20 protein-coding genes, 2 tRNA genes, 1 pseudogene and 1 riboswitch are annotated in these 25,041 nt (G+C 62.5%); of the genes and pseudogenes, 7 read left to right on the top strand and 16 right to left on the bottom strand.

Translation table 11 applies throughout. The features are described from left to right. The first annotated feature begins 390 nt into the window (after nt 1-390). The 4 genes from ftsH to AC72UB_RS03715 are packed head-to-tail and all read left to right on the top strand — an operon-like array spanning nt 391 to nt 6,596. Complete coding sequence (ftsH, locus tag AC72UB_RS03730; RefSeq protein WP_505188574.1) at nt 391-2,301, top strand: ATP-dependent zinc metalloprotease FtsH; 1,911 nt, start codon at nt 391-393, stop codon at nt 2,299-2,301. A 36-nt stretch (nt 2,302-2,337) separates the two neighbouring features. Further along, nucleotides 2,338-3,045, top strand: a complete 708-nt coding sequence (locus tag AC72UB_RS03725) for an ABC transporter ATP-binding protein (RefSeq protein WP_505188846.1) — start codon at nt 2,338-2,340, stop codon at nt 3,043-3,045. Continuing rightward, nucleotides 3,039-5,405, top strand: coding sequence for an ABC transporter permease (locus tag AC72UB_RS03720; protein WP_505188573.1), 2,367 nt, complete (start codon nt 3,039-3,041; stop codon nt 5,403-5,405). Before AC72UB_RS03725 ends, AC72UB_RS03720 begins: the two co-directional genes overlap by 7 nt. Nucleotides 5,406-5,408: 3 nt before the next feature. Beyond that, complete coding sequence (locus AC72UB_RS03715; RefSeq protein ID WP_505188572.1) at nt 5,409-6,596, top strand: efflux RND transporter periplasmic adaptor subunit; 1,188 nt, start codon at nt 5,409-5,411, stop codon at nt 6,594-6,596. Nucleotides 6,597-7,096: 500 nt separating this feature from the next. Here the strand turns inward: AC72UB_RS03715 and AC72UB_RS03710 are convergent. From AC72UB_RS03710 to gcvT, 13 genes and pseudogenes are all read right to left on the bottom strand, one after another. Beyond that, nucleotides 7,097-7,840: pseudogene (locus AC72UB_RS03710) on the bottom strand (IS6 family transposase). 321 nt (nt 7,841-8,161) lie between these two features. After that, nucleotides 8,162-8,249, bottom strand: a tRNA-Ser gene (locus tag AC72UB_RS03705). Between the two features lie 261 nt (nt 8,250-8,510). Further along, nucleotides 8,511-8,586 (bottom strand) — tRNA-Ala (locus AC72UB_RS03700). Between the two features lie 151 nt (nt 8,587-8,737). Then, the gene (locus AC72UB_RS03695; RefSeq protein ID WP_505188571.1) at nt 8,738-8,944 is read right to left on the bottom strand and encodes a hypothetical protein; all 207 of its coding nucleotides are present in this window, start codon (nt 8,942-8,944) and stop codon (nt 8,738-8,740) included. Between the two features lie 132 nt (nt 8,945-9,076). After that, nucleotides 9,077-9,721, bottom strand: coding sequence for a response regulator (locus AC72UB_RS03690; RefSeq protein ID WP_505188570.1), 645 nt, complete (start codon nt 9,719-9,721; stop codon nt 9,077-9,079). Continuing rightward, a complete protein-coding gene (locus tag AC72UB_RS03685) occupies nt 9,721-11,097 on the bottom strand; it encodes a sensor histidine kinase (RefSeq protein ID WP_505188569.1) in 1,377 nt (458 codons plus the stop codon). Before AC72UB_RS03685 ends, AC72UB_RS03690 begins: the two co-directional genes overlap by 1 nt. A gap of 73 nt (nt 11,098-11,170) precedes the next feature. Then, on the bottom strand, nt 11,171-11,611 hold the full coding sequence (gene trxC, locus AC72UB_RS03680; protein ID WP_505188568.1) for a thioredoxin TrxC: 441 nt from the start codon (nt 11,609-11,611) through the stop codon (nt 11,171-11,173). 80 nt (nt 11,612-11,691) lie between these two features. Further along, nucleotides 11,692-12,033: a DUF3775 domain-containing protein gene (locus tag AC72UB_RS03675; RefSeq protein WP_505188567.1), complete on the bottom strand. Its 342-nt coding sequence runs from the start codon at nt 12,031-12,033 to the stop codon at nt 11,692-11,694. Nucleotides 12,034-12,089: 56 nt separating this feature from the next. Further along, a complete protein-coding gene (locus tag AC72UB_RS03670; protein WP_505188566.1) occupies nt 12,090-12,404 on the bottom strand; it encodes an AzlD domain-containing protein in 315 nt (104 codons plus the stop codon). Beyond that, nucleotides 12,394-13,098: an AzlC family ABC transporter permease gene (locus AC72UB_RS03665; RefSeq protein ID WP_505188565.1), complete on the bottom strand. Its 705-nt coding sequence runs from the start codon at nt 13,096-13,098 to the stop codon at nt 12,394-12,396. Before AC72UB_RS03665 ends, AC72UB_RS03670 begins: the two co-directional genes overlap by 11 nt. Nucleotides 13,099-13,326: 228 nt before the next feature. After that, complete coding sequence (gcvP, locus tag AC72UB_RS03660; protein WP_505188564.1) at nt 13,327-16,167, bottom strand: aminomethyl-transferring glycine dehydrogenase; 2,841 nt, start codon at nt 16,165-16,167, stop codon at nt 13,327-13,329. Nucleotides 16,168-16,268: 101 nt separating this feature from the next. Then, complete coding sequence (gene gcvH / locus AC72UB_RS03655; protein WP_463289388.1) at nt 16,269-16,628, bottom strand: glycine cleavage system protein GcvH; 360 nt, start codon at nt 16,626-16,628, stop codon at nt 16,269-16,271. 11 nt (nt 16,629-16,639) lie between these two features. Further along, a complete protein-coding gene (gene gcvT, locus AC72UB_RS03650) occupies nt 16,640-17,788 on the bottom strand; it encodes a glycine cleavage system aminomethyltransferase GcvT (RefSeq protein WP_505188563.1) in 1,149 nt (382 codons plus the stop codon). Nucleotides 17,789-17,897: 109 nt separating this feature from the next. Continuing rightward, a riboswitch (glycine riboswitch) is annotated at nt 17,898-17,987 on the bottom strand. Between the two features lie 147 nt (nt 17,988-18,134). Between gcvT and AC72UB_RS03645 the strand changes: the two genes are divergently transcribed. Further along, nucleotides 18,135-19,100 carry a tetratricopeptide repeat protein gene (locus tag AC72UB_RS03645; protein ID WP_505188562.1) on the top strand — a complete coding sequence of 322 codons (966 nt, stop codon included), beginning with the start codon at nt 18,135-18,137 and terminating at the stop codon, nt 19,098-19,100. Here the strand turns inward: AC72UB_RS03645 and AC72UB_RS03640 are convergent. Continuing rightward, nucleotides 19,082-20,443: an MATE family efflux transporter gene (locus AC72UB_RS03640; protein WP_505188561.1), complete on the bottom strand. Its 1,362-nt coding sequence runs from the start codon at nt 20,441-20,443 to the stop codon at nt 19,082-19,084. The genes AC72UB_RS03645 and AC72UB_RS03640 overlap by 19 nt on opposite strands. 92 nt (nt 20,444-20,535) lie before the next feature. Further along, nucleotides 20,536-21,858 carry a glutamate--tRNA ligase gene (gene gltX / locus AC72UB_RS03635; RefSeq protein WP_505188560.1) on the bottom strand — a complete coding sequence of 441 codons (1,323 nt, stop codon included), beginning with the start codon at nt 21,856-21,858 and terminating at the stop codon, nt 20,536-20,538. Nucleotides 21,859-21,969: 111 nt separating this feature from the next. Between gltX and AC72UB_RS03630 the strand changes: the two genes are divergently transcribed. Together AC72UB_RS03630 and AC72UB_RS03625 are read left to right on the top strand one after the other, a co-directional pair. Next, nucleotides 21,970-22,380: a metallopeptidase family protein gene (locus AC72UB_RS03630; RefSeq protein WP_505188559.1), complete on the top strand. Its 411-nt coding sequence runs from the start codon at nt 21,970-21,972 to the stop codon at nt 22,378-22,380. 263 nt (nt 22,381-22,643) lie between these two features. Continuing rightward, entirely contained in the window at nt 22,644-23,222 is a 579-nt protein-coding gene (locus AC72UB_RS03625; RefSeq protein WP_505188558.1) for a hypothetical protein, read from the top strand. 149 nt (nt 23,223-23,371) lie between these two features. On the opposite strand, the gene AC72UB_RS03620 is transcribed toward AC72UB_RS03625, so the two are convergent. Then, the gene (locus tag AC72UB_RS03620; RefSeq protein ID WP_505188557.1) at nt 23,372-25,030 is read right to left on the bottom strand and encodes an NAD+ synthase; all 1,659 of its coding nucleotides are present in this window, start codon (nt 25,028-25,030) and stop codon (nt 23,372-23,374) included. Nucleotides 25,031-25,041: the final 11 nt, after the last annotated feature.

Raw genomic sequence — 25,041 nt, 5'->3', positions numbered from 1 at the left:
CACCGCTTCAAGCCAGTTTCTTCTGACAGAGCCCGTCGATCTGGAACTTGGTGGTCGTGAACGCATCGAGAGCTTTGTAATTCACGGTGGGGCGGCGGATGGTCATGGCGGTGTCTCTGGGGTGAGCTGCATCGTTATTGCGCAATCAACTTCGCTCCTCTCCGGAGATTAATCAACTGAATACAAAGCAATATAATGGCGTTTTTTGGCATAGGGCAGTCAAGCCACCGATGGCTGGATGCGAGGACGTGAGGGGATCCGAGACCGTCGATACGCCGGTCTGATCTGCATCAAGGTCACGAATGCCCGGCAGTGCTATGCTTGGTCATTCGTGCATGCAAGTTTCCGGGGCTGCCGGTCATGCCTGAAATAGCGGGATTGGGGTACCAGATGGGAAATCACGCAACGCCGCCAGAACCATCGGGACCATCGGATTTTTCCCGGATCCTGTGGCCGCTGGTCTTCATCCTGTTTGGGTTCTTCTTTCTGTTCACGCAGATGCCATCAGGAACATCGACACCCTCTGATGTCTCCTATAGCGAGATTAAAGCCCTCATCCGCAGCGGGCAGGTACGCGAAGCAACGCTGCAGGCGACGGCCATAATCGCCGATCTGCACAGCCCGACTGCCGGGGGTGCCAGCCAGGTGCGCGCGATCACCCCGCAGCAACCTGACGCCGGGTTGCTGCCGCTGCTTGAGGAAATGGGTGTTACCGTAACAGCCGAAGAGCTGCGTGCGCCGTCGGTTCTGGTCTCGTTGCTGCCGTGGATCCTGATCCTTGCGTTCTATTTCTGGCTCAGCCGCAGGATGATGGGCGGTGGAATGGGCGGCGGGCTTCCGGGTGGCATCGGCGATTTTCTGGGTGGGCGGGCGGCCAAGCCTGTCAAGCCCACCCGCAAGGTGACCTTTGCCGATGTCGCAGGTCAGGACGAAGCGAAGCGCGAGGTGTCGGAGCTGGTGGAATTCCTGCGCGATCCGGACCGGTTTTCCAAGGTCGGCGCAACCGTGCCACATGGTGTGCTGCTGATGGGTCCGCCCGGCATCGGCAAGACGCTGCTTGCCCGCGCGCTGGCAGGCGAGGCGGATGTGCCGTTCTTTTCCACCTCGGGGTCCGAGTTCATCGAGGTGTTCGTCGGCGTCGGCGCAGGCCGGGTGCGCAAGATGTTCGAAGAGGCGGGCAAGCAGTCGCCCTCGATCATCTTCATCGACGAGCTGGACAGCATCGGCCGCACGCGGGGCACCGGCCTTGGTGGTGGCCATGACGAGCGCGAACAGACGCTGAACCAGGTTCTTGCTGAACTCGACGGCTTCAGCCCGCGCGAGGCGGTGGTCGTGCTGGCCGCCACCAACCGCCCCGATGTGCTAGACCCTGCCCTGTTACGGCCTGGCCGGTTCGACCGGCATGTGACGCTGGAACTGCCCGACAAGGGCGCACGGCGGGCCATTCTGGATGTGCATGTCAAAGATCTGCCGCTGCGCCATGATGTCGATCTGGGTCAGGTCGCCGCCGGCACGCCGGGATTTTCCGGCGCCGATCTGAAGAACCTGCTGAACGAGGCGGCGATCACGGCGGCCCGTCGGTCAGCGGCGGATATCACCCCCGACGATCTGGATCAGGCCCGTGACAAGGTGATGATGGGAACGGTGCGCACGCTGGCGATCCAGCCGGACGAGCGGCACCGCCTTGCCGTGCACGAGGCCGGGCATACGGCCGTGGCCTTCTACAACCCCGGTGCCGATCCGATCTACAAGGTCACCATCATTCCGCGCGGGCGCAGTCTTGGCAGCACCCATATGCTGCCCGAACATGACCGCCACACATTGCCCGAGGCCTATCTGCGGGTGCAACTGACCACGCTTCTGGCTGGGCGTGCGGCGGAAAAGGTGCTGCTCGGGTCGGTCAGTTCGGGGGCCGATGACGATATCCGCCGCGCGACGGTTCTGGCGCGGTCGATGGTGGCGCGCTGGGGCATGGACCCCGACATCGGCCCGGTCGATCTGCGCTACAGCGAGGATCACCCGTTCCTTGGCCAGCAGATCGCCCAGCCGCGCAGTTTCTCGGACCAGACGGCCGGGCGGGTGGATCAGGCGGTAATCACCCTGTTGCACGCAGCCGAAGCGCAGGCATTGCAGATCATCGATTCGCACCGCGACCAGGTCGAACAGCTTGTCGCGCGGCTGGAAGCCGAAGAAACCCTTGATCTGCCGGCGATACGGGAATGTCTTGGCCCGAATGACACAGTCACCCCCTTCGTCAAACGCCGGGCTGGACGCAGACCGCCAACCGACAAGACCCGATAGGACTTTTGCGAACGGGAACAGCACAGAATGACGGCCGTGTCCGAGACCATCTTTCACACCAAGGACCTGACCAAGGTTTATCGCAGCGGCGCGCAGGAAGTGCATGCCCTGCGCGGGGTGGATTTTCAGGCGGCACGGGGCGAATTCATCGTCATCCTCGGCCCGTCGGGATCGGGCAAATCGACCTTCCTCAACATTGTCGGCGGGCTTGATACGGCAACGGCGGGGGAAGCGTGGTTTGAAGAGCATCAGTTGACCGCGCTGGATGAACGCGGCCTGACGCAGTACCGGCGCGATCACGTCGGCTTCGTTTTCCAGTTCTACAATCTGGTGCCCAGCCTGACCGCGCGTGAAAACGTGGCGCTGGTGACCGAAATCGCCCGTCGCCCTATGTCGCCGGATGATGCCTTGGCGCTGGTGAGCCTGACAGAGCGCCGCGACCATTTCCCCGCGCAACTGTCGGGTGGCGAGCAGCAACGGGTGGCGATTGCGCGGGCCATCGCCAAGAACCCCGAGGTGTTGCTCTGCGACGAGCCGACCGGCGCGCTGGACTCGGCCACGGGTATCAAGGTGCTGGAGGCGTTGACGCAGGTGAACCGCACAATAGGCGCGACCACGCTGGTCATCACCCACAACGCCGCGATCCGTGAAATTGCCGACCGGGTTCTGCGTTTTGCCGATGGCCGGATCGTCGAGGAAACCGTCAACACCATCAAGAAAAGCCCGGCGGAGGTGTCATGGTGATCTCGCCCCTGCGCCGCAAGGTGCTGCGCGATCTGCGCCGCCTTTGGGCGCAGGTGCTGGCGATTTCGCTGGTGCTGGCGGCCGGGGTGGCAACGCTGATCCTTGGTAACGGGGCCTATTCGTCGCTCTATGAAACGCGGGCGCGCTATTATGACGACTACCGTTTCGCCGACGTCTTCGCCGATGTGACCCGCGCCCCAAGCGCCTTGCAGGGTGATATCCGCGAGATCGACAACGTGCTTGCCGCCGAGGCCCGGATCGTGAAGTTGGCACTGCTGGACATGCCGACCATGGCGGAGCCCGGCACGATGTTCCTGGTCTCGCTGCCCGAAGACGAAGACCGTGGGCTGAACCGGTTGCACCTGCGGCAAGGTCGGGTGCCAGATTCGCAATCAGCCCGCGAAGTTGTGGTGTCGGAAGGCTTTGCCGCTGCTCACCGGCTACGGCCCGGTGCGCCGCTAACGGTGCTGATGAACGGCCAGCGGCGCGACCTGCTGGTGACCGGCATCGCCCTGTCACCCGAGTTCATCTATGCGCTAGGGCCCGGCGAGATGATGCCCGACCCGCGCCGCTTCGGCATCGCCTGGCTGCCACGCCCGGCGCTGGAAGCGGCCTTTGATCTTCATGGCGCGTTCTCGAATGTCGTGCTCAAGCTGGCTCCCGGCGCGTCGGTGGATCGCACGATCGAGGCGCTTGACCGGCTGACCGCGCCTTATGGCGGGGCCGGGGCGGTGGCGCGCAAGGATCAGATTTCGCACGCCTTTCTGGATGCCGAGCTGAAGCAACTGAGCGCCATGGTCAAGGTCCTGCCGCCGATCTTCCTTCTGGTCGCGGCGATGCTGGTCAACATCACGCTGTCGCGCCTGATCACGCTGGAGCGTGAGCAGATCGGGCTGTTGAAGGCCATCGGCTATTCTTCGCGGGCCATCGCGCAGCACTATGTCGAATTCGTGCTGGCAATCGCAGCACTTGGCATCGTCATTGGCATTTCGGCTGGGGTTTGGCTTGGGGTTGGTCTGGCGCAGCTTTATGCCCGCTTCTTTTCGTTCCCGTTTCTGATCTTTACCCGCGATCCGCAGATCTACGGGCTAGCTGCCGCTGTGACTGTGGCCGCTGCCGTGGCCGGGGCGCTTTTGGCCGTGCGTGTTGCCGTGGCCCTGCCACCCGCCGTGGCGATGTCGCCGCCTGCTCCAGCCGACTACCGGGCCCGGATATGGGCCTTCCGTCGGCTGTTCGCTCTGCGCCAGACCGGCGTGATGGTGACGCGGTATTTGTTCCGCTGGCCGCTAAGGACCGCCTCTGGCACGTTTGGCGTTGCCATGGCGGTGGCGATCCTTGTCGCCTCGCTGTGGTCCTTCGGGTCGATCAACCACATGATCGACGTCACCTTTACCCGCGCCGAACGGCATGACGCACTGGTGGCCTTCGGGGCACCCGAACCGGCGCGCGCCCTGTTTGCCGCCCGCCAGATGCCAGGCGTTCTAGCGGCAGAGCCGTTTCGCGCCGTTGCCGCCCGGATCAGCCACCGCGCCCAGTCGCGCAAGCTGTCGATCATGGGCAAGCCGGAAACGCCTCTATTGTCGCGCGTTCTGTCCCCCGATCTGCGACCGATGGCAATGCCCGAAGCGGGACTGATCCTGTCCGAAGCGCTGGCCGAAGCCTTGGCAGTTCGCCCCGGCGACCGCGTTACCGTCGAGTTTCTGGAAGGCACGCGCCGCACGGTCACCCTGCCGGTCAGCGGCTTGTCGCTGGGCTATGTCGGCCTTGGCGCGGCGATGGAGATCACCGCGCTGAACCGGGCGATGGGCGAAGGGGCATTGATCTCGGGGGTAGCCTTGCAGATCGACAAGACGGGACAGGAGGCGTTCTATGCTGCCGCAAAAACCACACCCAAGACCGGCTTCGTGGCGGTTACCGCACTGACGGTTGCGCGCTTCAAGGAAACTCTGGCGGAAAACATCACCGTCATGATCACCGTCTATGTCGGGCTTGCTGCCATCATTGCGGTTGGGGTGGTCTACAACTTTTCCCGCATTGCGCTTTCGGAACAGGGGCGGGAGCTGGCCAGCCTGCGGGTTCTCGGCTTCACCCGGGGCGAGGTCTCCGGCATCCTTTTTGGCGAACTGGCCACGGTGGTGCTGTTGGCGCAGCCCTTTGGCTGGCTGGTCGGCTATGTCATCGCGTTTGGCATGGTGGAGGCCTTTTCGTCCGATCTATACCGCGTGCCCTTCGTGATCGGGCCCGAGGTCTATGTGACGGCCAGTCTGGTCGTTTGTGCTGCCGCTCTGGCCTCGGCCTGGGCGATCCGGGGACGTATCAACCGCCTCGACATGGTCGAGGTTCTGAAAACGAGGGAGTAAGCCATGCGCCGTTTGATCTCGGTAATCGCTGTTCTGGCCCTTCTTGCCGGGATCGTCTGGGCCTTTCTGCCCCGACCGGTTGAAGTTGAGGTGGCAGAAGTGGTGCCGCGCACTATCGAGGTCGCGGTAGCCGAGGAGGGCGAGGCGCGTATCCGCGAGGTGTTTACCATCTCGGCCACGATCGGCGGCAAGCTGCGGCGGATTGGTCTGCACGCGGGCGACCCAGTTTTTGCCCAAAAGACCGTGGTGGCGGTGATCGGCCCGGCGGCTCCGGCATTGCTGGATTCGCGCGCCCGCAGTGTGGCCGAGGCGACCAGATCGGCCGCGCAATCTGCGGTCGATCTTGCGGCAGCGCAGGTGGCGCAAGCCGAAGCCGCGCTGGAGTTCAAGACCGCAGAGGCCGACCGGTCCCGCGCGCTTTTTGAAAGGTCGGCCATCTCGCAGCGGGTGCTGGACGCCGCCATTCTGGAACAGAAAACTGCTCAGGCCGCTTTGGACAGCGCCAAAGCCAACCTTGCGGTGCGTCAGCGCGAGTTGGAAAGTGCCGAAGCGGTGCTTGGAACCGGCGATCCCTACGGGGCCGAAGCCTGTTGCGTCGACATCATCGCTCCAGTCTCGGGACGAGTGCTGCGGGTGCTGATCGAAAACGAACAGGTGGTGCAACCCGGCACGCCGATCATGGAGATCGGCAATCCCGGCAACCTTGAGATCACGGTGGACCTGCTGTCGCGCGATGCTGCGCGCGCGCGCGTGGGATCCGAGGCGAAAATCACCGGATGGGGCGGCGCGCCCATATTGGCACGCGTCGAACGCATCGAGCCTTCGGCCAGAACCAGAGTCTCGGCGCTTGGCATTGATGAGCAACGGGTCAGGGTGATCCTGAACCTGCGGGGTGATCCGGCGGACTGGCAGCTACTGGGCCACGGGTTTCGCATCATCGCCCACATCAACCTGTGGAAGGGCGACGATGTGCTGTCGGTCCCGGTGGGCGCCCTGTTCCGCGACGGGTCCGACTGGGCCACCTATGTGGTACAGGAGGGGTGCGCGCGGTTGCAGATCGTCACTCTGGGTGAACGCAACGATAGCTTTGCGCAGGTCCTGTCCGGGGTGAAGGCGGGCGATCAGGTGGTCCTGCATCCGAGTGACCTTGTTGCAGACGGTACGGCTGTCAGCCATCGTTCCGAACCCTAAGTCGACAAGAGCAGAAGATGTATCTTATCTTCAACCCGATGGAAGTTGCGCTGACAGAAATGGCTGCGTCCCGTCTGTAAGCATTCGTAACGTGGCTGAAGCTTTCCAATGCGCGCGCTATTCAGGAATGGCGGCAGTGTCATTGACCAAAAGGGAAAACTCCAAAGCACGATCCGCACCATTATGATGTCGCACATGAAGCTAGAACCTGCCGTGACCGAAGCAAGCCCCGGAAAAGCAAGGTGGCGTCGTGGGACTCTCCCACATCCAGGATGGCTTACTTGGGGTCGTCGGCAACCACCAAAGCTGTGACCTCCTGACCCGCCACTGCAAGGCTTCCGATGACCTGAGACGGCACGATCCGATCAGGTTGACAGGCCTGTTTCAGCAACGACGCGAGGTTAGCTCATTCGTCTTTTCCTCAACCCTTGGGCTCGAGACAGTCTGGTGCTGTCAGACAAATGCGAACCAGTCTCCGTTTGCCCAACCCAACTCAGGTATCAGGCGGCAAGAAGGCCGCGCCACTCGGCGAGAGCGGCGGCGCGTGACTGTTTGAAGTGATCGCGGTTCTGGAGGTGGCGCTCCGGCGGAAAGTGGTTGTGGACCGAGGCATGGACTGAGGCGAACTTCTGTAAAGTTCGCATGCGCCGGAACCGAAGCATTGCTCGTTCGCGTCGTCGAAATGGTAAGTGCGAGTTCTCCGCTCGATTGTTCATCCATCGCCCCATCTCGCGGTCATCGCCACGCCCCAGGTCCTTCAGGGCCGCGCCGTAGGCGTGCATGCGGTCCGTCACGATGTTCTCAAGCCTGCCATGCCGTTTCATCGATTTCTTGAGCAATTTCAGTGCAGCTTTGCGGTCCCTCGTCTTGGTGACAACGCTTTCCAGCACCTCTCCCTCATGATCGACGGCGCGCCAAGGGTAATGCGGCACTCCAATAGTCTTTACAAAGACCTCATCGAGTCGCAAGCGCCACTGATTGCGACCGCGCTTATATCCGACCTCCTGCGCCAGCGTTCCACAGCAAACATCGGACCCAACCGGTTTCACCAGTGCGCGCAGCGTTTCGTGGCTGATCTCGATACCATGTTCATGATGCAGGCCGTCAACGTAGTGCAGCGACAGCGTGAAACCAATCTAAGACATCACTGCAAAGGGGATAATCTTTGGTCTGGTCCTGCAGTTGCGGAAAAGGGAGCGCTTGGTAACTTGAGGAGAGCAAAGGTGCCGAGATCGCTTGGCAATCGAAGTTCAATGTCACCGCCTTTCACCAAACTCGGCACAAACATCACTGAAGCGGTGGGGCATGTCTGTCAGTGGAAAAAGAAGAGCAACTTATCACCCGATTTGTACAATAAAGCCGACTTGGAAAAGCAAATGATATCGTAATGGCTCCGATCCAAGTCGATCCACAGCACCATCTTCTTTTGTCGCAGTGGAACTTCAGAAATCCGACACCGCCGCGCGCGCGAAACGACCACAAGCCTAGACGGCATACGGATCGGCACACAACACCGCCTTCACACAAAAATTCACCATATAATTCAATAATATATATGGATAATGTGGCGGAGTGGAAGGGATTCGAACCCTCGAGACGTTGCCGTCTGCACCCTTAGCAGGGGTGTGCCTTCGACCACTCGGCCACCACTCCGCCGACCCGTTTAAGGGCTGGGGCGGGCGGGGGCAAGGGGGAAGGTGAGGATCTGGAGAACTAGATTGGAAATGCCGGGCAGCTCGGATCGGCCGGGAGTTGGGCGACCTGAGCTAACTGGGCTTCAAGACCTTCTTGCCTCGGTCTGCGCAAGAACGACACACAGGTTCGATCTGCCAGAAAACGCAGACGAACCAGAACAGACCAGCACGGCCGGGCTCACACAAAACAGTCCTCAGACACACGCGCGCTATGGGTTCTTGGTGGAGCAAAGGGGGATCGAACCCCTGACCTCGTCATTGCGAACGACGCGCTCTCCCAACTGAGCTACTGCCCCAAGGAACCGGCGAAAAAAGTGTCGCATCAGTGCGGAAATGTCAAGTAAACTTGGGATATGAAGGGGCAGGCCAATTGGCCTGCCCCTCCATCTGCGATCGGCAAATCATGTCAGCGGCAGGCGGACTCCATCCGCCCCCGCCTCAACAGATCTAGCGGCACTCGGGATGTTCCAGAACATCACCAGCGTAATCGCAGCCCGAGCCGCCCTTGACGCGCTTTTTCTTGCGCTTGTCGAAATCGCCCTGCAGGGCCTCTTCGAAGGCAACGATGGTGCTGCCCTTGGTCGCGGCACTGACCGGGGCGGTCAGGGTGAAGGCGAGTGAGGCAAGGGTGGCCGTAAGGATCAGGGTTTTCATGATAGTCTCCAATCGGATCAAGGTTTCAATGCACCGATCCTGACGGATACAGCCCAAGCGCGGAACGGACCTAGGGCTTGCGAAATGCATGCCTTCGATGGGACCTTGGTCGGGGGCCTCATCGGCCTTTGGTCAATCCTTCAAATGCGCGCGCGCCAGCATCGCCGCCTCAACCCGGTTGCGGACATGGAGCTTTTGCAGGATGGCGGTCATGTAGTGTTTGACGGTCTTTTCCTGCAGGTCCAGCGACTGCCCCACCTCGCGGTTCGACAGGCCCTGCGCCACCAGCCGCAGGATGTCTTCCTCGCGCTTGGTGAGGTCGGCCAGCGGATTGGCCGCAACCGAGCCACGGCTTCGCAGCCCCACCAAAAGCCGCCCCGCAAGGCCGGGCGACACATAGGATTGTCCATCCGCCAGCCCGCGCACCACCTCAACCAGCTCACCCGCGCCCACCCCTTTCAGCACGTAGCCCAAGGCGCCAAGCTTTAGCGCCTGGATCAGATCATCATCCTCCTCCGAGGCCGTCAGCATGGCGACCTTTGGGGGCATATCAAGCTGGACGATCCGCGCCAGCGCGGGCAAACCCCCACCCCGCGGCATCGAAATGTCCAAAAGCACCAAGTCTGGCTGGGTATCGCGCACCACGGTGACAGCGCTCTCGCCATCAGCCGCCTGGCCCACCACATGGATACCCCCCGCATCCGCAAGCGTGCGCGCCACGCCCTCGCGATAGATCGGATGGTCATCCACCAGCACCACGCGAATTTCCTGCACCATCACAAACCCCTTAAATCCAATGTCATCACCAATTCCGCGCCCCCTCCGGCGCGGTTGCGCGCCGTCAGCTGCCCGCCCAGACTTTCCACCCGGTCGCCAAGCCCGGCGAGACCCAAGGTGGTGCCGTCGGCCCCCGCACCGGGTGGCGGGGCCGCAAACCCCGGCCCACGATCGGCCACCGTCAGGCGCAGATCATCACCGTCAATCACCAGATCCACCGATTGCTCTTTGCCCTCGGCATGGTGCCACCCGTTGTTCAAGCCCTCTTGGACAAAGCGGTAGATGCAGATCTTGGCCGCCTCGGGCAACTCGATCCCCGGCGGGATGCTGCAACTGACCGCCACATCGACGCCCGTCCGCGCCTTGTGCGCCTCGGCCAGTCGCTGCACCAGATCCGGCAGGGATCGGCGGTCAATGTCGGGCAAGGATAGGCCGCGCGAGATCGTGCGGATCTCGGAAATCGCATCCTTCACGGCGCGCGCCACCTCGTCCACCGACGCGCTGCCCTTCGGCCCGACCGCTTGACGCAGCGCATCAAGGCGCAAGGCCGCAAAGCCCATCTGCTGGGCGGGGCCGTCGTGCAAGTCAGCCCCGATGCGCCGCAAGGTCTGATCGTTCATCGCCGCAAAGCGCGCTGCCGCGCCCTGCACACGCAGCCGCAAGGCGACATTTCGGGCCGAAAGCTCGGTCAGGGCCGCCAGTTGACGGTCAATAGTGCGCGATCCACGCAGCACGATCGCAAAGAGGCTCGCGCCGATGACCAGCATCACCAGCGCCACAGTGGTCCAGCTGGCCAGACGCGCACGGGCGAGGTCCGCCTTCAACTGCGTGGCCACCTCATAGAACTCGGCCACGGCGATCACCCGGCCCGTTTCAACATCGCGGATGGGCGAGTAGATCTCCAGCAGGGGCACACCCAGCGCGTTCTCGTCCTTATCTTCGGGGTCGTCCGTATCCTCGAAATCGGCCCGCACCTCGCCAGCCCAGGCCAGCTTTAGATTCTCCGTCGGCGGAAAGGTGCGGCCCACCAAAGCGGTGTTCGACGCATCGGCCAAAAAGCCGCCCTGACGCCAGATCTTGAAACTGACAACGCGGCGACCCAGCGCGGTGTTTTCCAAAAGCGCACCGATCCGGGCGCGGCTCTCGTCCGACAGGTTGTCGGCATGACCAAGGTCTTGGGTTAAGGGCGCGACAAAGCTTTCCATGTAAAGCGCTGTGGCATTGGCGGTGTTACGCACCACGACCTCTTCAATCCGGCCCGCCACGAACCAGCCCACCAGCCCGGTGGCCACCAGCATCACAACCCCACCCGCCAGCGCAAACTGCCGCGCGAGCGACAGGCCGCTCCAGCCTTTGCGCCGCCAAAGATCGTCCATTGCACCCCTCACACTGGGGGCAGAGTATCAAAGGATCGTCGACGACCCTAAAGTGATTTCTGTGCGAATCTGTTCAAGCGCCAAGGCGCCCTTGCACAAAAGCCACGATCTCGGACGCGGGACGCGCGCCCGAAAGACGCGCGATCTCGCGCCCTTTGGCGTAAAGCACCAGCGCCGGAATACCTTGGATCCGGGCCCGGCTGGCAATTTCAGGGTGGTCTTCGGTGTTCAGCTTGGCCAACCGCGCTCGCCCCTTAAGGCTCATGGCCGCCTTGGCAAATTCCGGGGCCATCATGCGACAAGGCCCGCACCAAGGGGCCCAATAATCGACCAGAAGCGGCATCTCATCCGCCCGCGTGGTTTTGTCATGGGCGCGCGCATCGAGCTCAATCACCTTCCCATCGGCCAAGGGATCGCCGCAGGCACCACATTTCGGCCCCTCGGCCAGCTTGACCAAGGGAACCCGGTTCATCTGGCCACAGGTGGCACAGGCAAGCTTGACGGCATCGCTCATGGCGCATCTTCCGATCGAATTCAGTATTGGGCATATATTGTGATGCAGGCAGCTCGGATCAAGGGGGGCCGAGCGACAGCCTAGAGGAAATCCTGTTCCTCACCTGACACGTCAATCCCCAAAGCCTCAAGCCCAGCTTCAAGGTTTTCCGCCAGATGCGGCATGCCCATCAGATAGTCTGCGGTCGGCGTGGTCGCCTCAGTATACGCCGTACGAACAGCCTCTTGGTATTCCTCCGGCTCGAAGGCCCCGCGCCCGACCCAAGCAATGGCCGTCAAATGCGCCTTCTCATCCACGTTCAGCCCGGCAATGAACCCACGCAACTCCTCGGCCACCACATCGCCCTCGCGCGCTTGAACGATGAGTTGAAGCACCTTGGCGGCCGTGATTTCGGGGGTCACTCCGGGGGTATCATCTTGCATCTGAGCCTCCTGCTTACCCAAGCACTCTAGCGCGCCTGCCACAGAGGCGTGTTGACCTATGTCATCCAAACACCCAGCCCATAGCCAGCCGACCCCGCCATCGTCGCCCCGACAACAGACCGACTGACGGCATAAGTAACCAAGACCGACACGGTGCCCAGGATCAAAGGAACCGGTACGCTGCCTTGCAGATAGGGCAAGACCGATGCGGTAAAGAGTGTGGCAATCGCGGCCGGGCCGGTGGCGCTGAGAAACCGCGACAGCGGCCCCCCTTGCGGCATGGCAGACAGATCCGCGCGGGTCGGGAAATAGCGAAAGGCCCAAGTGAAGGCGCCAACAATCAGCGCGAGGGTCAAAATCTCAGCCCGCATCTCGCCCTCCTAGGCCCAGAACACCGGCCACCGCCCCCGCCACCATGCCTGCCAAGATGCCCGCCGTGCCGGACCATGCAAGGCTGACAACCACAGTGGCCACGGCTGCGACCACGATGACCGGGATCTGCGCCCGTGACAGGATTGATAGCAAGAGCGCAAGGAACAAGGCCGGCAGCATGAACCCCAACGCCGCCTCAAGGACCGGCCAGCCCGCCAAAGCCCCAGCTCCGGCATAGGCCCCCAGCGCCGTCCCCGCCAGCCAGCTGGCATAGGCGGCAAGACCCAAGCCGAACATGAAGGGCTCGGAAAACCGCCGCCCGCGCGCCAATTGGCCGAGTGCCGCGCCGAAGACTTCATCCGTCAGCCCGAAAGCCCAAGCCCAAGCGTGCCGCCGGCTCGCCGCAGGCCCGGCGCGCTTCATTAAGGCCGGCCCATAAAGCACGTGGCGCAGGTTCATGGCGACAAGCGTGAAGGCCGCCACCAGCAAAGGCGCACCGCTGGTGATCAGCGCCAAAGCCAAGAACTGCGCCGCCCCGGCATAGATGATCAGCGACAGGCCAAACGCCTCAAGCGGCGAAAGCCCCTGTCCGGTGGCGGCAACACCAAAGGCAAAGGCAATGGGGAAATAGCCCAGCACGATGGGCAATCCGGCGATCAGGCCTTGGGGGAAGCTCGTGTTTGTGTCCTGCATGGTCGCGCGAAGCTGTCCGATCCGTGCCGCCGTGACAAGCCCCCCGCGCAGGAAAAGGGGGGCGTCGCCCCCCTCGGGCCTGCGGCCCTCACCCCCCAGGATATTTGCGCCGCATTGAAGGCCTTCAACGTGGTCCAAATATCCAAATGCGACGCATAACAGAGGCGCCCTGCAGGGTCGCAAGGTGCCGCCGACGAGAAGCGCAAAGCGCGTCCGAGGAGGTCTGCGTTACTCGGCCGCCTCCATATAGCTTTCGACGGGCGGGCAGATACAGGTCAGGTTGCGGTCGCCCCAGACATTGTCGACGCGGCCCACGGGTGGCCAGTATTTATCGACACGGAAAGCCCCGGGTGGGAAGCAGCCCTGCTCGCGGCTGTAGTTCCGGTCCCATTCGGCGACAAGGTCATTCACCGTATGGGGCGCATGGCGCAAGGGGCTGTCTTCGGCAGAGGTCTCGCCGCGCTCCACCGCCCGGATTTCCTCGCGGATCGCCAGAAGGGCGGTGATAAAGCGGTCAATCTCGGCCTTGGTCTCGCTTTCCGTCGGTTCCACCATCAGGGTGCCCGCAACCGGCCATGACATCGTTGGCGCATGAAACCCATTGTCAATCAACCGCTTGGCAATATCATCCACCGTGACGCCAAATTCGGCAAAGGGGCGGGTGTCCAGAATGCATTCATGCGCCACCCTGCCCTTGTTGCCCATGAAGAGGATCGGATACTGCCCCTTCAAGCGGCTGGCGATGTAATTGGCGTTCAGGATTGCGACCCGCGTTGCCTGCGTCAGCCCTTCGCCCCCCATCATCAGGCAATAGGCCCAGGAGATCAGCAAGATGGAAGCCGAGCCATAAGGCGCGGCGCTTACCGGCCCTTCCTCGCCGCCTGTCTCGGGATGCCCTGGAAGGTAAGGCGCCAAATGCGCCCCCACCCCGATCGGCCCCATCCCCGGCCCGCCACCGCCATGCGGGATGGCAAAGGTCTTGTGCAGGTTAAGGTGGCTGACATCGCCGCCAATTTCACCCGGCTTTACCAGACCGACCAGCGCGTTCATGTTCGCCCCGTCGATATAGACTTGGCCGCCATGGTCATGGGTAATCTTGCAAACCTCTTTCACCGTCTCCTCAAACACACCATGGGTGGAAGGATAGGTGATCATGCAAGCCGCGAGACGGTGGCCCGCCGCCGCCGCCTTTTCGCGGAAGTCCTCAAGGTCAACGTCCCCATTTGGCATGGATTTCACAACCACCACCTCCATCCCGGCCATCTGGGCACTGGCCGGGTTGGTTCCATGCGCCGAAACCGGAATAAGGCACACCTTGCGGTCATGCTCCCCCCGCGACCGGTGATAGGCGAGGATGGTCAGAAGCCCCGCATATTCCCCCTGCGCGCCAGAATTGGGCTGCATCGAAAACGCGTCATAGCCGGTGATCTCGCACAGCTTTGCCGTCAGATCCTCAATCGCTTCACGATAGCCCAGCGCCTGATCGGCGGGCACAAACGGGTGCAGCGCCCCAAACTCGGGCCAGGTAATCGGCATCATCTCGGCTGCGGCATTCAGCTTCATGGTGCATGACCCCAAGGGGATCATCGCCCGGTCCAGCGCCAAATCGCGGTCAGATAGCCGGCGCATGTAGCGCATCATCTCGGATTCCGCGCGGTTCATGTGGAATACCGGATGGGTCAGGTAATCCGATGTGCGCAGCATCTCTTCAGGGAAGCCCAGTTCCGCACTCGCAGGTGGCGCATCCGAAATGCCAAAGGCGCGCAAGACACGGCGCAGCACATCCTCGTCGCTGGTCTCGTCCAGCGAAATCCCGATGTGATGGGGGCCAACCTTCCGGAAGTTCAACCCTTCCAGCCGCCCAGCCGCGAGGATCCCGGCTTGGCCCACCCCAACCTCCACCGTGATCGTGTCGAAAAACGCCTTTGGCGGCAGGGTCGCACCAGCATCGCGCAAGGCTTTGGCCAGACGGACGGTCAGGCTGTGAACCCGCTCCGCAATCGCGCGCAAGCCGAGGGGGCCGTGGAAAACGGCGTAGAAACTGGCCATGACGGCCAGCAAAGCCTGCGCCGTGCAGACGTTCGACGTGGCCTTTTCGCGCCGGATATGCTGCTCGCGGGTTTGCAACGCCAAACGGTAGGCCTTGTTGCCACGGACATCGATGGAGACGCCCACGATCCGCCCCGGCATATTGCGCTTGTGCTCGTCCTTGCAGGCGAAGAACGCGGCGTGCGGGCCGCCATAGCCCATCGGCACGCCGAACCGCTGCGAGGAGCCGATGGCGATGTCAGCCCCCATCGCGCCGGGCTCCTTGAGCATGGTCAGCGCCAGAAGATCGGTTGCCACCACCGCCACAGCCTTGGCCGCGTGCAGGGCGGCGATCTCGCCGGTCAGGTCACGCACATGGCCCCAAGTGCCGGGATACTGAAAAATCGCACCAAAGACAGTCTCGGGCTTCAGATCCTCGGGCGCACCTACGATCACCTCAATCCCCAAAGGCAAAGCGCGGGTCTGGATCACGCCAATGGTCTGCGGATGGCAGTTTTCATCCACGAAAAACGCGCGCGCCTTCGATTTTGCCACCCGCTCAGCCATGGTCATGGCTTCGGCCGCTGCCGTCGCCTCGTCCAAAAGACTGGCATTGGCAATCTCAAGGCCCGTGAGGTCGGCCACCATGGTCTGATAGTTCAGCAAAGCCTCTAGGCGACCTTGGGCAATCTCGGGCTGATAGGGGGTATAGGCCGTGTACCAAGCCGGATTTTCCAAGATATTCCGCTGGATCGCAGGCGGCGTCACCGTGCCATAATAGCCCTGCCCGATCAACGAGGTCAGCACCTTGTTGCGCCCCGCAACCCGGCGCATCCGGGCCAGCAGTTCATGTTCCGACAAGGGGGCCCAACCAAGCGGGATCGATTGGCGGATCGAGGCTGGGACGGTTTCGTCGATAAGTGCATCGAGCGAAGGCACCCCCACCACCTTCAGCATCTCGACCATTTCCGAGGGCGAGGGGCCGATGTGACGGCGGTTCGCGAAATCATAAGGATCATAAGCGGTTGGCGTGAAGGTCATGGCCTTGCCTCTTGCAATGGGACACTGCCGGGCGCCCACCGCCCAGCAAAATTCTGCGAAGAATTTTGGCCGGAGTTTGTGCCAAACTCCGGCGGTACCGGTTAGGCGATCAGATCGTTGTACTCGTCTTCGTCCATGAACTGATCCAGCACCGAGAGGTCATCCAGACGCATCTTGAAGAACCAGCCCGCGCCCAAGGGATCCTCGTTCACTAGGGCTGGGCTGTCGGTCAGCTTTTCGTTGACCGCGACAATCTCGCCATCCACCGGGGCCAGAATATCGGACGCGGCCTTGACGCTTTCGATGACGGAAACCTCGTCGCCCTCGGCGACCACAGTTTCAGGCTCTGGCAGTTCGACAAAAACCACATCGCCCAGCGCGGTGGCGGCATGTTCCGTGATGCCAACCACCACAAGATCGCCCTCAACGCGCAGCCATTCATGTTCCTTGGTGTATTTCATCGCTTGGGTCCTCAACGTTTGTAAGTTGTGGGTTGAAAAGGCAGGGCGGCCACTGTCACCGGCAGCCGCTTGCCGCGCACCTCGCCGTCCAGTTTGGTGCCGATGTCCGCGTTTGCGCGGGGCACATAGCCCATGGCGATCGGGGCCTCGACGCTGGGGCCAAAGCCGCCCGAGGTGACCGCGCCCAAAAGCCGCTCACCATCATAAAGCGCGGTCTCCTCGCGCATCGGTGCGCGCCCTTCGGGCCGCAGACCCACCCGCAGCCGCGACGGTCCTTCGGCGAGTTCGCGCAGAATGCGCGTGGCCCCCGGAAAACCACCTGCGCGCGCGCCGCCCGTCCGGCGGGCCTTTTGAATGGTCCAACTCAGCCCTGCCTCGACCGGGCTGGTTGTGCTGTCGATGTCATGACCATAGAGGCAAAGCCCCGCCTCCAGCCGCAAGCTGTCGCGTGCGCCAAGGCCGATGGGCATGACCTCGGGCATATCCAGCAAGCTGACGGCAAAGGCTTCTGCCTGCGCCATCGGTAGGGACATCTCGAACCCATCCTCGCCGGTATAGCCCGACCGGCTGACCCACAGGTCACCGAACACGCCCACATCCATGAAACGCATCGCCACCACCTCCGGCACCAGCCGCGCCAAGGCGGCCTCGGCCTGCGGCCCTTGCAGCGCCAAAAGCGCGCGGTCGGTGATCGGGATCACCTCGCAAACGCCCGTCAGATGCGTCTGCATATGGGCGATGTCGGCCGCTTTGCAGGCAGCATTGACCACCACGAACATATGGTCGCCCCGGTTGGCGAACATCAGATCATCAAGGATCCCACCTTCCGCGTTGGTGAACAGCCCATAGCGTTGCCGCCCCGGCTTTACCCCCAAAACATCCACCGGCATCAACGCCTCGAACGCGCGCGCGGTGTCCTCATAAGCGCCCTTCGGGCGTAAGATCACCTGCCCCATGTGGCTCACATCAAACAGCCCCGCCGCCGCACGGGTGTGCAGATGCTCTTTCATCACCCCCATTGGGTATTGCACGGGCATGGAATAGCCCGCGAAAGGCACCATCTTGCCACCCAGCGCGACATGCAGGTCATTCAGACCCAATAACCGCAAATCCTCGGCCAAAGCCGCCCCACTTTCCGCCGGAAAAACGCAAACCGGCACCGTTCCGGCAGTTCCCCTGCCCTCGGTGCCCCCTCTGTCCTTGCGGTTTCCCGCGCCTGAGATCGTTATCCCTTCGGCGGGCGCACATCGCGCCACTCTCCAGAGTCCAATTGCCAGAACGGTCCTTGCGCCTGAGAGTTTACCGGGGCGGTTGCTCCTTCGGCACCGGGCTTTCCCCGGATTCTCCCGAACTGACACCCTAAGCTAGCCACAGGTGGCAAAGCCTGTCCAGTGAAAAGAATGCGACGGTATGCCATCGTTTTGCGACAGGCGGAAAACCCATGACTTGAAGCCAGCACGTGCTGAGAATAGGGTCCACTCCCATAGTCTTAAGGAATTTGGCGCAATGAGCACAGCGGTCGATAACGCGATCAAGGCGGCCAAGGCCGCGCTGAAGGCGGGCGATCCTGTGGCGGCCTCGCGCGCGATCCTGCCCGAGTTGAAACGGTTTCCCGGCAACGCCCGCCTGCTCACCCAACTGGCCGAGGTGCAATCTGCCCGCACTGGCCTGTCCGCACGCCCCTTTGGCCCCGCCCATTTGCAGCGCCTGTTGCGGCTGCGCGCCCAGACCGGCCCAGGCCCCACCGCCGAAGAGGCGCAGGTGGCGATTTTGCTCAATCCGTTCAGCCCTTTGGCCAACGGGTTTCTGGGCAGCCTCATGTTGGAACTGGGCCTGCCAGAGGCCGCCCTAGCGCCCTTGCGCATCGCGCTCAAGCGTGACCCGAAAAGCCCCGAGGCGGGCACCAACCTCTCCATCGCCCTACGCCTGTCGGGCCAATCGGCCGAGGCTGTCACCCTTGCCCGCGCCACGCTGGCCCATCATCCGGCCCTGACCCCGGCTAAAGCCGCCCTCGCGCTGGCGCTGGTCGAAGATGGGCTTCCCTTGCAGGCGGTCACGCTGTTGGAAGCGATGGCCAGCGAGCAACCCAAGGCCGCCGACATCCGCTTCGAACTTGGTCGCGCCCTATTCGCCGCCCAACGCTTTGACGAAGCGCGCGCGGCCTTTGCCGCCGCCGTCACCTTGGACCCACGCCATGAACGCGCCTTGAACGAGCTTGGCAGCGCCGAGCTGACCGCCGGCGCGTTCGACCAAGCCCGCGCCATCGATGTTGCCCCCGGCGATCCGCTGATTGCGAAGATGCAGGCGCACTACGCCCGCGTACAAAGACCCGCGGACCGGATCCTGCTCACCTTTGGTCTGGTCGGGGCGCGTGAGGATGCGCGCGCGGGAATTTATCAGGGCTCAACCGGCAAATGGCGCGGCTTTGAACCCTATCTCAAACCCCTGATCGATCACTTCAGCGCGGGCTGAAGCGCCGCGCGGTCAATGCTGCGCAGCCCCACCCAGATCCCCAACAGGCCAAACACCACCCCACCGGCGGCCTGACCAATCAGCACCCCCTCGGCCCCCCAAATCCCACCAAGCCAAAGCGCAAAGGGCACCGTGCCAAGGGTATGGCGACCCCAGTTGATGGCGGTCGAGGCCAAAGGCGCGCCCAGATTGTTGCAGGCCGATGTGGCCACAAAAATAGCGCCGTTGAAAAAGAACAAAAGGCACAGCGGGCCACAGAACAGATACAGTAGGTCCCGTGTCAGCCCCTCGGCATGAAAGAGATCCGCAATCGGCGCGCGCAAAACAAAAAGGATCGCCGCCGAGATGGCGACAACAAGGGCGGCAAAAATCAGCGCATCCCAAAAGGCGCGCCGCACCCGGTCCATCCGGCCCGCCCCATAGTTCTGCCCGATGATCGGCCCGACAGCCCCCGACATGGCAAAGATCACCCCCAGCGCGACCGGCGTCAGCCGCCCCGAAATGGCCATACCCGCCACGGCGGCCTCGCCGTAACCAGCCACCATCCGGGTGACAATCGCCTGCCCAGTCGGCGTGGCAAGCTGGGTCAGGATCGCGGGTCCTGCGATGCCAAAGACCGCGCCCGCATCGGCCTGAAGGCCACTCACCGTCGGCCGATCAAAGCCGCCGTAATGCCGGATGATCGGCAACAGCGCCATAGCGGCAATCACCACCCGGCTGATGACCGAGGCAATCGCCGCCCCCGTCAACCCCAGATCCAGCGAGAAGATCAGGACCGGGTCGATCACCGCATTGACCAAGGCCCCGACAATCGTGGCCATCATCGCCCGGCGCGCATCACCATGGCTGCGCAGGATCGCCCCACCGATCATCCCCACCATCAAAAAGGGCTGCGCCGGGGTGACAATCGCCAGAAAATGCACCGCCCACTCCGCCGTGCGCCCGGTGGCCCCCAAGAGCGCCACGATCTGCGGCAAAAACACCCAGACCACCGCCGAAAACACTACCCCGATTATGATGCCAAGGATCAGCCCATTGGTCGCCTTTTGCCGCGCCAAGGCCAGATCGCGCATCCCCACCGCCCGCGCCACAAGGGCCGAGACGGCAATCGAAAGACCGATGCCAAAGGCCGTGGTGAAAAACAAAATCGCCCCGGCATAGCCCACGGCGGCGGTGATCTCTTCATCCTGCAGCCAAGAGATGAACACCATGTTCATCAGATCGACCGCGAAAATCGCCATCAATCCGACCGAGGCGGTCAGCGACATCACCGTGATATGCCGGAACAGATTTCCCTCGACGAACTTCGCCTGAGGTCTCGATTGTATGCCTGCGCCCGCCATGATTCACCCCGCAACACGCCTTGGTCTTGCGCCTTTTGAAATACTCTGCAGGGGGCCCGGGGGACGCAAAGTCCCCCGGACGGCTCAGCGCGTCACAGGCTGGGTCGCCGTGCCAAAAGCGGCATCACATCGGCCATCTCGGGGCCATTCTCGCGGCCCGTCAACGCTTTGCGCAGGGGCATGAACAGCCCCTTGCCCTTGCGGCCCGTCGCCTCTTTCACCGCTGTGGTCCAGTCGCCCCAAGTGGCTTGGCTCCAGGGCTGGGCCGGCAACATGGCCAAAGCCGCGGCGACAAACTCGCGGTCCTCATCGGCGACAAGCGGTGTCGCCCCATCGCGGAACAAGGCCCACCATTCGGCCAGATCGGCCAGCACGGTGATATTGCCCTTAGCCACCGACCAGAACAGGTCCGCCTTTTCGCCCGGCACGCCAAGTGCCGCGATCCGCGCCTTAACGGCCTCGAAGGGCAGGCTTTGCACATGCTGGCGGGTCAAGGGGAACAAATCTTCGGCATCAAACTTGGTCGGCGCGGCACCAAAGCTGCCGACATCAAACCCATCGACAAGATCCTGCATCGATGCGGCCAGTTCCACCGGCTTCGAAGACCCAAGCCGCGCCATCAGGCTGAGAAGCGCCATCGGCTCCACCCCGCGCGCGCGCAGATCGCGCAGTGACAGCGTGCCCAGCCGTTTGGACAATTCCTCGCCCCCCGGCCCGGTCAACAGGCTGTGATGTGCAAAGGTGGGCGGCGTGCCACCCAAGGCCTTCATGATCTGGATTTGTGTCGCGGTGTTGGTCACATGGTCCGCCCCGCGCACGATATGCGTGACCCCCATGTCCACATCATCGACCGACGAGGCAAAGGTATACAAAACCTGCCCATCCGCCTTGATCAAGACCGGATCGCTGACCGACCCCGCATCGATCGAGATGTCACCGATGATCCCGTCTTTCCATTCGATGCGTTCGATATCCAGACGGAACCGCCAATAGCCCTGCCGCCCCTCGGCGCGGTAAGCGGCCTTCTGATCTTCGGTCAGATGCAAGCTTGCCCGGTCATAAACCGGCGGCTTGCCCATGTTCAGCAGTTTCTTGCGCTTAAGGTCCAGTTCCACCGGCGTCTCAAAGCACTCGTAAAACCGCCCCGCAGCCTTCAGCTGCTCGGCCGCTTCGGCATAGCGCGCCATGCGCTTCGACTGCTGTTCAATCCGGTCATACTTTATGCCAAGCCAAGCCAGATCCTCGATCAACCCGTCGATGTATTCCTGCTTTGACCGCTCTTGATCGGTGTCATCCAGCCGCAAAATGAAAGTGCCGCCGGTCTGTCGGGCAATCAGATAGTTCATCAGCGCGGTGCGCAGATTGCCAACGTGGATGTATCCAGTGGGCGAGGGGGCGAAACGGGTGACGGTCATGGATGCGGCTCCTAGTGCCGCCCTTCCCTGTCACAAGGCAAAGCCATTGTCCAGTTTGGCCCAGCGCCGTTGGCCCTTCCCCTGCCCTTGCGCCGTCGCTATCTATCCCCCATGACCCTGCCCGCCCCCAATAGCATCGCCCCTCCGCTTGAGCTGATCGAGGCCCTCGCCCGTGACGCGGTTCTGGCCTTGCCGGAACCCCATCGGGCGGCCGCCTTGCAAGTGGCGCTGCAGGTGGTGGATTTCGCCCCCGACGACATGCTTGAGGCGATGGGCATCGACAGCCCCTATGACCTGACCGGCCTCTATGAAGGCATCCCCCTGACCGAAAAGTCAGTGTCGGATCAACCGCAACAGCCCGATACGGTCTGGCTTTTTCGTCGTGCCATTTTGGAAGAATGGGTGGAACGCGGCGATATCGGTCTGGCGGATCTGGTTACCCATGTGGTGGTGCATGAATTTGCCCATCACTTCGGCTGGTCCGATGAGGACATCGCCACCATTGACCCGTGGTGGGAGTAAGCCCACCACCGAGTGGATCCCCTCCACCGGCGCCCACATGGCTTGCCCCGGTTCGCGACATGCACAGCGAAAGGCCACTGGTTCCGTTCTGCCCCACTCCGCAAGCCATTCGCGCTCTTCTCAGTTGGGCAAAATGCGAAAAATGGCAACCAAGACTGCTATCTTGCGCGAAAAAGCGCAAGGGAATCTTCCCACTTGGCCGCAGCACCCCGCTGCCGCTATCATGGCCCCGCCTGACCCGGCATGTGACCAAGGACCTACTCATGACGTCTGCCCGCGCGCTGTTCACGATTGCTCTTGTCGCCCTTGCCCCACTCCCTGCCACGGCGGGGCCCCTGACCGACAAGGCGGCTGAGGTTGAGGCCCTGCTCAGCGCAGGCGACGACAAGGGCGCGATTGCTGCCGCGCGCGATCTTTTCGGCGCGGCTTGGGATGCCAGCACAGGCCTTGCGATTGGTGAGACGGTGCTTTTGGCCGAACCCGCCTCGGGATACGGCATCTACAACCCGCGTGCGACCGAGAGCTACAAGCTGGGCGAGCCAGTCTTGATCTATGCCGAACCCATGGGCTTTGGCTATGGCAGCCCCGGCCAAGGCCTGTATTCCATCGGCTTTTTCGTCGATCTCAAGGTGATGACCGAAATGGGCGAGATCTTGGCCGACCTGCAGAACCTGACCGAGTTGGACCTGGTCTCACGCTATCCGAACCGCGAGTTTCAGGCCAATCTGACCTATAACCTCGAAGGCATCGCGCCGGGGCGGTATATCTTGCAAACCACGCTGCGCGATAAGAATTCCGCCAAGATCGGCACGTTTGAAAACACCGTCGAATTCGTCGAGTGAAGGGCGCAAGCAGCCGATCCTGACGCTCAACCGCGCCTGGGATGAAGCCACCCATGTCGCGTGGTTTGCGGCGGGCGAAAAGCTGCGCTGAGCCGGGCAGCAGACGTTGACCGCCTTTTGCCGCAGGTCACCCTGTCGCCCATCTGACCTTAGGTTTCATCCCGCCAGCGCATCGCCATCGGATAGCGCCGATCCAGCCACAGCGCCTTTTTGGTCAGCCGTGTGCCGGGCGCGGATTGGAAGCGCTTGTATTCGCTGATGTAAAGCAAGTGCTCCACCTTCTTGACGATCTCCCGGTCATGGCCCTTGGCCACGATCTCAGCCACCGACAGCTCGCGTTCAATCAGCCCATCCAAGATGTCATCCAAGACCTCATAGGGCGGCAGGCTGTCTTGGTCTTTCTGGTTGTCGCGCAGTTCCGCTGAAGGTGGCTTGTCAATCACACGGGGCGGAATGACCACGCCCGAAGGCCCCTGCATCCAAGGACGGTGGTTCTCATTCCGCCAGCGGCAGGTTTCGAACACACGGGTTTTATATAGATCTTTCAGCGGGTTATAGCCGCCGTTCATGTCGCCATAGATCGTGCAATAGCCCACGGCCATTTCCGACTTGTTGCCGGTGGTCAACAGCATCTCTCCGAACTTGTTCGACAAGGCCATCAACAAGACACCGCGCAACCGGCTTTGGATGTTCTCTTCGGTGATCCCCGGCGTGGTGCCCGTGAACAACTCGGCCAAGGCGCCGCCCACCGCCTCTTGCGGGCCCGAAATCGGCACCGTGTCCAACCGCGTGCCCAAGGCCCGGGCTACTCCGGCCGCATCTTCCAAGGACCCAAGTGAGGTAAACCGCGACGGCAACATCACGCAGCGCACGTTCTCAGCGCCAATCGCATCGGCAGCAATCGCCGCCACCAGCGCGGAATCAACGCCCCCCGACAGGCCCAAAAGCACCTTCTTGAAGCCGCATTTCGCCAGATAATCCCGCGTGCCCATGACCATCGCGTGATAATCGGCCTCTACAATGCGGGGCAGCGTCTCCATCAATCCGGGCTTCGCGCGCCAGCCATCCGCCGTTTCCTCAAAATCGACATGGGTGATCGACGGCAGAAATTGCGGCATCTGCACCGCCAAAGCCCCACCGGGGTTCAGCACAAACGACGCGCCGTCAAACACCTGGTCGTCTTGGCCCCCGATCATGTTCAGGTAGACCAAGGGCAAGCCGGTCTCAATCACCCGTGCCACCATCAGGTTCGTCCGCACGCTGGGCTTGCCCCGGTGATAAGGGGAGCCATTGGGCACCAACAAGATCTCCGCCCCGCTTTCGGCCAGCGTCTCGGACACATCTGCGTGCCAAGCGTCCTCGCAAATGGGCGAGCCGATGCGCAGCGGCCCCACGCGATAGGGGCCCTGCAAGGGCGCGCTGGCGAACAGGCGCTTTTCGTCAAAGACCCCGTCATTGGGCAATTCGTGCTTCAGCACGGTTGCCGCAATCTTGCCGCCCTCAAGGATGTAATAGGCGTTGTAAAGCTGCCCATCGCGGGTCAGCGGGCCGCCAATACCCAGCGCAGGACCATCGACAATCTGCCGGGCAAGGTCCGCCACCGCCCGTTCGGCATGGGCGGCAAAGGCGGGCTTAAGGATCAGATCCTGCGTCTGATAGCCCGTGACGAACATCTCGGTCAGCGCCACCATCTGCGCGCCCGCCGCCCGGCCCTGCCCCCAAGCCTCGAGCGCCAGCGCGATGTTGGCCTCAATCGCCCCGACCGTGGGGTTCAACTGGGCAAGGGTCAGGCGAAAGGTCTGGGACATGGGGACAATCC

Origin of the sequence: Allotabrizicola aquatica (SeqCode) (assembly GCF_965194375.1) — a bacterium.
Classification (GTDB): Bacteria; Pseudomonadota; Alphaproteobacteria; order Rhodobacterales; family Rhodobacteraceae; genus Tabrizicola_A; species Tabrizicola_A aquatica.
This window is presented reverse-complemented; position numbering and strand designations above follow the sequence as displayed.

What these genes read in the sequence shown, in the direction of transcription:
- AC72UB_RS03665 (WP_505188565.1), bottom strand. Translation starts at nt 13,098, where the DNA reads ATGCAGGACACAAACACGAGCTTCCCCCAAGGCCTGATCGCCGGATTG.
- AC72UB_RS03695 (WP_505188571.1), bottom strand. Translation starts at nt 8,944, where the DNA reads ATGAAAACCCTGATCCTTACGGCCACCCTTGCCTCACTCGCCTTCACC.
- AC72UB_RS03685 (WP_505188569.1), bottom strand. Translation starts at nt 11,097, where the DNA reads ATGGACGATCTTTGGCGGCGCAAAGGCTGGAGCGGCCTGTCGCTCGCG.
- trxC (WP_505188568.1), bottom strand. Translation starts at nt 11,611, where the DNA reads ATGAGCGATGCCGTCAAGCTTGCCTGTGCCACCTGTGGCCAGATGAAC.
- ftsH (WP_505188574.1), top strand. Translation starts at nt 391, where the DNA reads ATGGGAAATCACGCAACGCCGCCAGAACCATCGGGACCATCGGATTTT.
- AC72UB_RS03720 (WP_505188573.1), top strand. Translation starts at nt 3,039, where the DNA reads ATGGTGATCTCGCCCCTGCGCCGCAAGGTGCTGCGCGATCTGCGCCGC.
- AC72UB_RS03715 (WP_505188572.1), top strand. Translation starts at nt 5,409, where the DNA reads ATGCGCCGTTTGATCTCGGTAATCGCTGTTCTGGCCCTTCTTGCCGGG.
- AC72UB_RS03620 (WP_505188557.1), bottom strand. Translation starts at nt 25,030, where the DNA reads ATGTCCCAGACCTTTCGCCTGACCCTTGCCCAGTTGAACCCCACGGTC.
- gcvP (WP_505188564.1), bottom strand. Translation starts at nt 16,167, where the DNA reads ATGACCTTCACGCCAACCGCTTATGATCCTTATGATTTCGCGAACCGC.
- AC72UB_RS03690 (WP_505188570.1), bottom strand. Translation starts at nt 9,721, where the DNA reads ATGGTGCAGGAAATTCGCGTGGTGCTGGTGGATGACCATCCGATCTAT.
- AC72UB_RS03640 (WP_505188561.1), bottom strand. Translation starts at nt 20,443, where the DNA reads ATGGCGGGCGCAGGCATACAATCGAGACCTCAGGCGAAGTTCGTCGAG.
- AC72UB_RS03670 (WP_505188566.1), bottom strand. Translation starts at nt 12,404, where the DNA reads ATGCGGGCTGAGATTTTGACCCTCGCGCTGATTGTTGGCGCCTTCACT.
- AC72UB_RS03675 (WP_505188567.1), bottom strand. Translation starts at nt 12,033, where the DNA reads ATGCAAGATGATACCCCCGGAGTGACCCCCGAAATCACGGCCGCCAAG.
- AC72UB_RS03630 (WP_505188559.1), top strand. Translation starts at nt 21,970, where the DNA reads ATGACCCTGCCCGCCCCCAATAGCATCGCCCCTCCGCTTGAGCTGATC.
- AC72UB_RS03645 (WP_505188562.1), top strand. Translation starts at nt 18,135, where the DNA reads ATGAGCACAGCGGTCGATAACGCGATCAAGGCGGCCAAGGCCGCGCTG.
- gcvH (WP_463289388.1), bottom strand. Translation starts at nt 16,628, where the DNA reads ATGAAATACACCAAGGAACATGAATGGCTGCGCGTTGAGGGCGATCTT.
- gltX (WP_505188560.1), bottom strand. Translation starts at nt 21,858, where the DNA reads ATGACCGTCACCCGTTTCGCCCCCTCGCCCACTGGATACATCCACGTT.
- AC72UB_RS03625 (WP_505188558.1), top strand. Translation starts at nt 22,644, where the DNA reads ATGACGTCTGCCCGCGCGCTGTTCACGATTGCTCTTGTCGCCCTTGCC.